Raw genomic sequence first — 8,168 nt, 5'->3', positions numbered from 1 at the left:
CCCCCCCGGCCGCGACTCGTTGCGAGGCGCGGCCAAGAGCATGGTTACCAAGGGCATGGGCGGTGCGCGGCGCGCGGCTACCACCATGCGAGGTACGGCCCAGGGCGCAGGTGCCCTGGGGCAGTTCTTGGCATCCGCCCGCGATGGATCTGACCCCCAGGTTGTGGATTGGGTAAATCGCACACGGGCTGCGAGTCTCGCTGCCGACGACCTCATCCTGGAATTGGTCAAGGAGGTCATGCCCGATACGGGCAGCGTGGACGACGAATCGCTGCGCAACGCCGCGGCCGAGGCGCTTGGACTGCTCTACGAACTCAATCCCGACATCGATGTCTTCAACCTGACGGATGTGCAGATTCACGATGTCATGGCCATCACCATCGCTAACGATGTCTGTAATCGCATGGACCTACAGCTCGGGCAAATCTACGAGCGGCTGAGGCACGACCCGCAACAAGTCCAGCTCTTTCGGAAGGATGTGCGGGAGTACGTGCAGTCGGAAGTTCGTGTCGTCATGGAACGGCTCGGTGGGACGGGGCTTGACCCGAAGCGGCTCGCCCGAGACGTTCTGCGGTCGGCAATGGAGGTGTTTGCGTCATGACGAAGGTGCTATGTACGTCTGTTAACCACTTGCCCCCGACGCTCGCAGATGGCGAGCGCGCGTTCACGCTGTTCAAGAGCGCCAAGCGCGCCGGCGTTGGGACAATCGCGCAGGGTTGGCGTGGATCGTTGAAGCGCAAGGGATTCGCTCCAAGCGCTCAGGCTTGGGATTTCGTGCAGTTCTGTTTGTCGGTTTGCGCAGCCGACCTTTGCTGTTTGCGGAACACCAGTGCGGACGGCTGGACTCGGACCATCGAACTCACTGTCGGCTTGCATGAACCCATTCGGTGGGCACCTTGGAAGGCCCATATCGAACAGATGCTGAAGGTTCTGACGGGAGATTATTGGACGCTTCACTTCGTCGAGGGCGGGGTTGCGCCTCCGAACGGTAGACTCCAACCGCTGGACCACGATTGCATCTCGCTTCTGTCGGGCGGTCTGGACAGCCTTGTAGGGGGCATCGATTTGGTGACCCGTGGGCGACGGCCGGCGTTCGTCTCGCAGTTGGCTCACGAGGATTCCGAGCGCCAACGCCGGTATGCCGCGCTCCTTGGCGGTGGGGCGACTCACATGCAGTGGAGCCATGGCATCAGCTTTACCGGCCGTCGGGAGCCCTCGACGCGCGGTCGGTCGTTGGCGTTCTACGGGTTCGCCGTGATGGCGGCATCCAAGATTGCCGGCCCGCCCGTGCAGGTGTTTGTCCCCGAGAACGGCTTCATCTGCATCAATCCGCCCCTCGTCCCCGGGCGAGTCTCCAGCCTCAGTACGCGCACGACGCACCCGCTGTTTATGGCAATGCTGCAGGAGCTACTCGAAGTGCTGGGCATCGGCGTACGGCTCGAGTTGCCGTACCGGTTCAAGACGAAGGGCGAAATGCTTCGCGAATGCGCGAACCAGACCTTGCTTGCCACTGTCTCTTCAGATTCCACGAGCTGCGGACGGTACCGAACCTACAATCGAACGCATTGTGGCCGCTGCGTTCCCTGCATGATTCGACGAGCAGCGTTTCTCGCCTGGGGCCATGGCCGCGACAGGACTACCTATGCCTTCCCCTCGCTGGCCGGTTCTGACAAGTCCAGCGGACCGGACGACCCTATGGCGGCAGCACTGGCTGTGTTGTCGGCGCGTGAACAAGGATTGAACCGCTTCCTTGGCGCCACGCTCGCGTTTGCTGCCCCTTGTGAGCGTGGGTCATATCGGCGGGTGCTCCAAGCTGGTCTTGGTGAACTGGAGGCGTTGCTCCAAGTGGACGGACTGCTGTGATGGACTTTCACTGTCACCTCGACCTCTACCCTAGTGCGCGGGAGGTCTACCGCGAGGCCGCCCGCCGCAATGAGTTCACCTGGTTGGTGACCACGAGTCCTAAGGCGTTTGCGGCGACGTCGCGAGCGCTGGAGCCGTTGCCCTCAATACTCATCACACCGGGGCTCCATCCCGAAATTGCCCACGAGCGCGTAGCAGAACTAGACCTGCTACTGGAACAGATTGCTGGCGTCAAAGCGGTCGGTGAGGTGGGCCTTGATGGGTCTCCTCGTTTCAAAGCCCACTACGAAGTTCAGCGCAAGATTTTCGGCGCGGTCATCGCCCGGTGCGCGGAGTTGGGAGGCAGAACGCTCAGCGTCCATTCCCGCCGCGCAGTCAGGGACGTATTGGCGGAGTTCGAGCGGCATCCGAACTTCGGCACGGCCGTTATGCACTGGTTTTCCGGAAGTACATCTGAACTGAAGGACGCCGCGGCGCGCGGGTGTTGGTTCAGCATCGGGCCGGCGATGTTCGAATCTGCGAATGGCCGGGCCTTGGCTAAAGCGATGCCGCACGACCGCGTTGTGCCAGAAAGCGATGGTCCCTTTGCCAAGGTTGGGGGCAAGTCAATCTTGCCTTGGAACACGTCCCAGGTTGCCGAGGGCCTTGCTCCGTTGTGGGCGATATCGCCTGATAAAGCAACGGAAATACTTGCTCAAAACGGACAGGCGCTTCTTTATCTCATGGGTCAACGGTAAGCAAATGCGCCACCATGACGACTGTTGGCTGTAGGCAGACACTCATGAAAGTCCGTTCTTGACCGAAAACGCCCATAAGGACGGTGCCAAGCGACGTCTACTGTTCAACTGGTCTGGCTGGCTCAATTTGAAACGATCGTGCGCTAGTCCGCTAAGCCCGACTGCTTCTTGTGCCAAGAGGCGGGAGGCTCTTCCCCTGTTGTGAATTAGTCGATCGAACGCGAAGGATGAACGTTGCGACCGACTTCTCGTTGACAAAGAGCGGACATCTTTTTAGCAACTGGTGCATTGCCGACATCGATCTGGCGTTGATGCTCAACCGCTTGATTATGAACGGTGATGCCCTCTCTGAACGGCTCAAGGCCTACGCCACCCGCTAGTGGCAGCGCCCGAGCGTGCGGCAGTGGGTGCAACAGTCGCGCGCTTGATTGCCGTTAGGCTATGATTGCCTGCTGCCTGCTGCCTGCTGCCTGCGCACTGTGGCGCAGACAGCGCGAGCGGCGCGAGATGAACCGGTCGGGGGCTCAACCAGGACCGAAATGCGGGCCACCGCCACGGGACTCACCGTCTACTCGGTACGGGCCCTCGGCGCAAACTGCCGATCACTGAAATTGTTTCTCATGGGGCTGTCCGTCAACGGAGCTTGAACAGGGGGCTCGGATTGGATGTCGAAACCACCAAGGTGAGCGACTTTTTCGCCCTGCTAAAGGCTACATACATCTTGGACTTGGCGTACAGGGTCGATGTGAACCGCGTCTTGTCGCAGGCCATCAGCATCGCGTGGTCGCACTCCAGGCCCTTCGCCTTGTGAATGCTGCTGAGCACCTTCGGGGGTAATGAAGGATGGGAATGGGAGCGCATACGCGACACCTCTGCAAATCCTTCGTCCGGATCTGTAAACTGACCAATGCGCACGGCATCCCGCAGTTCGGACCAGTGATCGATCTTCACGGTGTCAAAGCCCGCGGCGTTATCCTTCACCAGCGCAACAATTTTTGCGAGTGCGTTCGATACGCCCATATGCGAGGGATTGTTCAGGAGGCATCGTGCGACCGCCTGGATGTTGGCCGGCTTCCCGGTGGTGGGGCGCGCCGCCCCGGTGCGAACTTCCTGCAAAAGTCGGTCACCGTGGCTGGACGAGCTGAATCCCGCCGCGACGCTGCCCATGAAGGTGATGAGACCCTGCGCCACCGCTTCCGGATCACCATGACCGGCGCGCAGTGTCTGCACGAGCGTCCCTAGCGCATCACGCGTATGCCCTTCCCAGATCGGTACTCTCCGAAACCAGAAGGCCCGAAGTGCCGACACCAAGTCGTTCTGCGATGCGAGAACCATAAGCTGCGAGCGGCTTTTCAGCATATTGTCGATCGGTATTCGATGCTCCTTGGACAGTTGGTAGCCCGTACGCATCTGAGCCGTGTTGTTTCCGACAAGCACCCTAACTGATGGAGGTAGCGCTCCGGTCAGGTCTATTGGAGCTCCGCGTTCCAAGCTCCCCCGCGCCTCGATTACCCAAGCCCCCAACAGAGGACAACCGGTATTCCAGCGGTGAGGGGTGATCAGCTTCTCGCCTGCTCCCTGCGCCTTCAAAGCATCCCAGCGGGCACGATCCTCGCGCGCGGCTTTGTCGGTCTTGGCGCCGTAAATCCGCTGCATGGGATCACCAAAGATCCGGACAGATGCTCCAGCGGACAGCAAAGACATGACAACACTGTGCTGATCGACACTGGTGTCCTGGTGTTCATCGCACACGATGACTGGATAGCGTTGGGCCAGTGCACGAGCCACCATCGGCTGATGACGCAGAAATCCCGCGACTTTGGTTGCCATGATCTCAAAGCCTTGCCCTCCATCCCGCCAAGCCCAGGAGGTCAGATCGCGCGGAAGACCAAGTGGCTTGTGGTACGCCAGCGCGATCTGCGCAATCAAGGCATCGATGGTCTTGATTTCGACGCGTGACCCGGCCTTCTTCGTGCGTTCTGCGAAGACAGAGCAAGCGGCGTGGGTGTGCGTCAGGATGAGCAAGCGGCCATCACCGATCGCTCTTACCACCTCCTGCGCGTACGCAGCGGCCTGGTATGTCTTGCCGCAGCCCGCTGCAGCTTCAATGATCACCAGCCGCTCGGGTGAGCGGAGAAGCTTGGCAACGGTGTGGTCGCTCATAGCTCGAGCTCTTCCAAAGCCTTGTGACCCACGGCTGTCAGTACCGAGTTGATCAATGGAAGCAACTGCGGCTGTATTTCCGCCCAAGCGCCTAACGCGACCATTTTCTGGGCCAACTCCTGTCCACCGACAGTGGACTTGAACCATTGCTGGGAATGCTTCTTCCAAGCTTTTTCTTGACCTGCGGGCGCGCCATCCTTGCTGCCGCTGGCGGCTGCAATGATCAAAGTGCGCCACGTCTTTCCAGAGGCTTTCAGCGCCGCATCTATCGCCTCGGTGCTCTTGTCTTGAAGTCCGAGGCGCTCCGCCAAAGTCCGAAGTCGATAGCCATCCAGTTCGCCTTCTGCATCCTTCAGCAGTGCGAGAAGATTTTCTTCGGGAACGGCCCCGATCACATGATCCTCGGTGCAGCCCTTGGGCCACTGGTGCAATCGTCCTTTGAACTTGTCCTTCAGCTTCTTCCACCGCTCTGGAGCCGTACCTTCGTCGTCAGCCAGGCCGGCAAATAGCAAACCGGAAGACGCGAGCGTCTCCAACAGATCCAAGGTCGCATCGTTTCCCTGGCCATCGCAGACTCGCACCCCGTGATCGAGCGGGTTGCCCTTAAAGGCCCTCTCTAATAGGTACTGTAAAAAGCCGACTTCGGTGGGTCCTTCTGCAATGACGGCCACACGCGCCAGGAATGTTTCAGGATCGCGTTTCTGCTGTGGCCCGATCTTATCCCGAGGCAGCGCCCCGATGGCGCCCGCGCTGTCCAGATACCAGAGGTGCGCGTCCTCGGCACACGAAATGGCAATAGGGCTATGCGTCGTGAGGAAAATCTGCCCGTGTTGGCCGGCCAGGATATTGATGAGCTTGCGCAGGCGGTACGGCTCTAGTCCGCGCTCAATCTCATCAATGAGCGTAACGCTTGCTTCCTTGTCCGTTGACGATGCGATTTCGAGCGCAGCCATACGTCTGGTGCCAGCACCCCAACTGCTCAGGGGCAACGCCACCCCATTCTCGGTCGCCACTAGTCCAATGAGCGAGCCGATGGATAACCCCTGGCTGGTCGTAAGACCGAGTTTCAAATTGCTGGGAAGCGCAGCACCGGCCATGCGCGCATCCAGCGATTCAATCGCCTCCTTACCCTTCTCATTGAGCGAATCGTGCAAATTGAGCCCTGCGACCTCCTTGCCGATACGTGCCCGCAATGCGCTATCGGCCAACAACCGATCCAGCGCCGAGCCATAGACAAGGCGCAGATCGCGATCATTGCGCTCATCAGCGCTCATTCGAACCAAGCCGATACGCCGGCGAACGGCTGACGAAAAATGGGCCGATTCTTCGTTGGGTTGCATGACCTCCCACGCGAGTTCCAATTCCGCGGTACCCCGTACCCGCACGCGATATACCGGCTCGCCGGGCGCGGCAAGGTCTTCTTCTTCGTCGGCTGACGGAGGTATCGCATCCTGCCCGTTCCACGCCCAGGGCCAGGCGAAAGTGCTCTGCGAGCCGATCCCGGTCGTATCGGGTAGGGTCATGACGGCTTCGATGACGAATTCCTGCGCGCTGTCGCGCGCCCAGTAATCGGCCTCCGAGATGACCGCAGTGTTCGATGGCGAAAGCAGCAATGCAATCGCTTCGAGGATGGTCGTTTTTCCGCCGTCACCCCCACCCAGGATGACGTTCATTCCTTTCGCAGGCAGCCATGTTAAGGAGTGGATGCCCCTGAAGCGTTGAATAGTTATTTTATGAATACGTGCTGTGTGGGCCATGTCATTCTCAATTGCGAGGAATAGGGTCATACCCAGCAACCCGCTCTCTTAGCTCGTTAAGGAACGCGGGCTTCGAATACCTCGCAGGTTCGCGATCATCTGCATTCGTCAATTGCAACAAAATGCTAAGAGAACGTAGCTTAGCAGCACTCAACTCAACGAGCAGTATTGGTATCAGCTGCTTTTGCGAACAAAACAGACGACTGCTTTCGCGCTTCGCTAGACATTGGCGCGACACAAGTGCATTTCTGCTTCTAGCCGAACACGGTCACTTGCCACTGGGGCCTTCCATACGAAGCACTGCGTTTCCGATGCCGAAATTTTCCAATAGCCGAGTGCCTCGAGACGTCCATGTCTCCCACCTAATTCCGGACGGGCACATCCAAAATCTGACGGCTTGAACTGTCGCGCTAATTTAATCGCGCTTATTGCAAAGTTCGCCTTTCTTCAGCCTGCAGGCCGTCCGTCCGCACAGAATAAGAGAAGATGCCTGCGCAATAGCAGGTGTTGCCGACCAAATCCAAAAGGCGAACTTCAACAAAAAAGGCGAACTTTATTCCTGCTGCTCATACACCCTCCATCCAAAATTCCCCTTGCGGAAAATCAATGTTCTGTAGGACACTTTGTGTCATTAGGGCAAATAAAGCCCATCCAAGGGGAATGACATGAAGGTGCTTGGCAAGTTCGCCGCGCTGGCGACGATGTGTGTGACGGCGGGAATGGCCGCGATAGCGGGTGGGGCGCATGCGGCGTATCCCGATCGGCCGATCCGGCTGGTGGTGCCGTTTGGTGCGGGCGGGATCACGGATATCGTGGCGCGGCAGGTGGGCAAGGGGATGGGTGATGCCTTGGGGCAAAGCGTCGTCATTGAAAACCGGCCCGGGGCCGGCGGGGTGATTGCCGCGCAGCTGGCGGCCGGCGCGCCGCCCGACGGCTACACCGTCTTCATGGGCACCGTCGGCACGCAGATCGTGAATCCGCTGATCTACAGCAAGCTGAGTTACGACGCCGCCAAGTTCGTGCCGGTGGGCATGGTGTCCGGGTCGCCTTTCGTGCTGGCTACGCGCGCCGGGTTGCCGGCTGCGGACTTTGCCGCGTTTGTTGCCTATGCGCGTGCCAATCCCGGGCGGTTGAATTTCGGGTCGGCGGGCAATGCCAGTTCACCGCATCTGGGGCTGGAATTGTTGAAGCTGACGGCCGGCGTGGATATTGTGCATGTGCCGTTCAAGAGCGGCAGCGAAGCGGTCAATGCGGCTATCGGCGAACAGGTGGATGTGGTGATGGACGCCAGCCCGATCATCATGCCGCACGTGGCCTCGGGCAAGTTGCGCGCGTTGGCGGTGGCGGCGGACAAGCGTCTGGCGTCGGGGGGCGCCGTGCCCGCCAGCGCGGAAGTGGGCGATGCGGCGTTGCAGATCAGTTCTTGGAACGCATTGCTGGCGCCCGCCGGCACGCCGCCCGAGGTGGTGGCCGCCCTGAACGCCGCGTTGCAAAAGACGCTGGCGTCGGCGGAATTGAAGGATCGATTGGCGGCGCAGGGCACGCAGTTGTACACGGGGTCGGGAGAGGAATATCGGCGCTTTATCGCGGCCGAGAATGCCAAGTGGACCGACATCGTCAAGCGCGCCAACATCAAGATGGATTGACC

General features: G+C 59.8%; 7 protein-coding genes. 5 read left to right on the top strand and 2 right to left on the bottom strand.

What is annotated here, in order from left to right; genetic code table 11:
• The 4 genes from qatB to ACNPP0_RS05285 form a co-directional block, all read left to right on the top strand.
• The coding region (gene qatB, locus ACNPP0_RS05300; protein ID WP_448705211.1) for a Qat anti-phage system-associated protein QatB at nucleotides 1–601 on the top strand (601 nt) is incomplete at its 5' end.
• Entirely contained in the window at nucleotides 598–1,863 is a 1,266-nt protein-coding gene (qatC, locus tag ACNPP0_RS05295) for a Qat anti-phage system QueC-like protein QatC (protein ID WP_448705210.1), read from the top strand. The genes qatB and qatC, both read left to right, overlap by 4 nt.
• A complete protein-coding gene (gene qatD, locus ACNPP0_RS05290; RefSeq protein ID WP_448705209.1) occupies nucleotides 1,863–2,600 on the top strand; it encodes a Qat anti-phage system TatD family nuclease QatD in 738 nt (245 codons plus the stop codon). The genes qatC and qatD overlap by 1 nt, the downstream gene beginning before the upstream one ends.
• A 227-nt stretch (nucleotides 2,601–2,827) precedes the next feature.
• Complete coding sequence (locus ACNPP0_RS05285; protein ID WP_448705208.1) at nucleotides 2,828–2,980, top strand: hypothetical protein; 153 nt, start codon at nucleotides 2,828–2,830, stop codon at nucleotides 2,978–2,980.
• Nucleotides 2,981–3,233: 253 nt separating this feature from the next.
• On the opposite strand, the gene ACNPP0_RS05280 is transcribed toward ACNPP0_RS05285, so the two are convergent.
• Both ACNPP0_RS05280 and ACNPP0_RS05275 read right to left on the bottom strand, forming a co-directional pair.
• Nucleotides 3,234–4,763: a UvrD-helicase domain-containing protein gene (locus tag ACNPP0_RS05280; RefSeq protein ID WP_448705207.1), complete on the bottom strand. Its 1,530-nt coding sequence runs from the start codon at nucleotides 4,761–4,763 to the stop codon at nucleotides 3,234–3,236.
• The gene (locus ACNPP0_RS05275) at nucleotides 4,760–6,436 is read right to left on the bottom strand and encodes an ATP-dependent nuclease (RefSeq protein ID WP_448705206.1); all 1,677 of its coding nucleotides are present in this window, start codon (nucleotides 6,434–6,436) and stop codon (nucleotides 4,760–4,762) included. Before ACNPP0_RS05275 ends, ACNPP0_RS05280 begins: the two co-directional genes overlap by 4 nt.
• Before the next feature lie 749 nt (nucleotides 6,437–7,185).
• Between ACNPP0_RS05275 and ACNPP0_RS05270 the strand changes: the two genes are divergently transcribed.
• A complete protein-coding gene (locus ACNPP0_RS05270; protein WP_448705205.1) occupies nucleotides 7,186–8,166 on the top strand; it encodes a Bug family tripartite tricarboxylate transporter substrate binding protein in 981 nt (326 codons plus the stop codon).
• Nucleotides 8,167–8,168 lie beyond the last annotated feature (2 nt).

This window comes from Achromobacter semiaridum, assembly GCF_053543755.1.
Note: the sequence above shows the minus strand (reverse complement) of the source record. Positions and strands in the feature narration are given on the sequence as shown.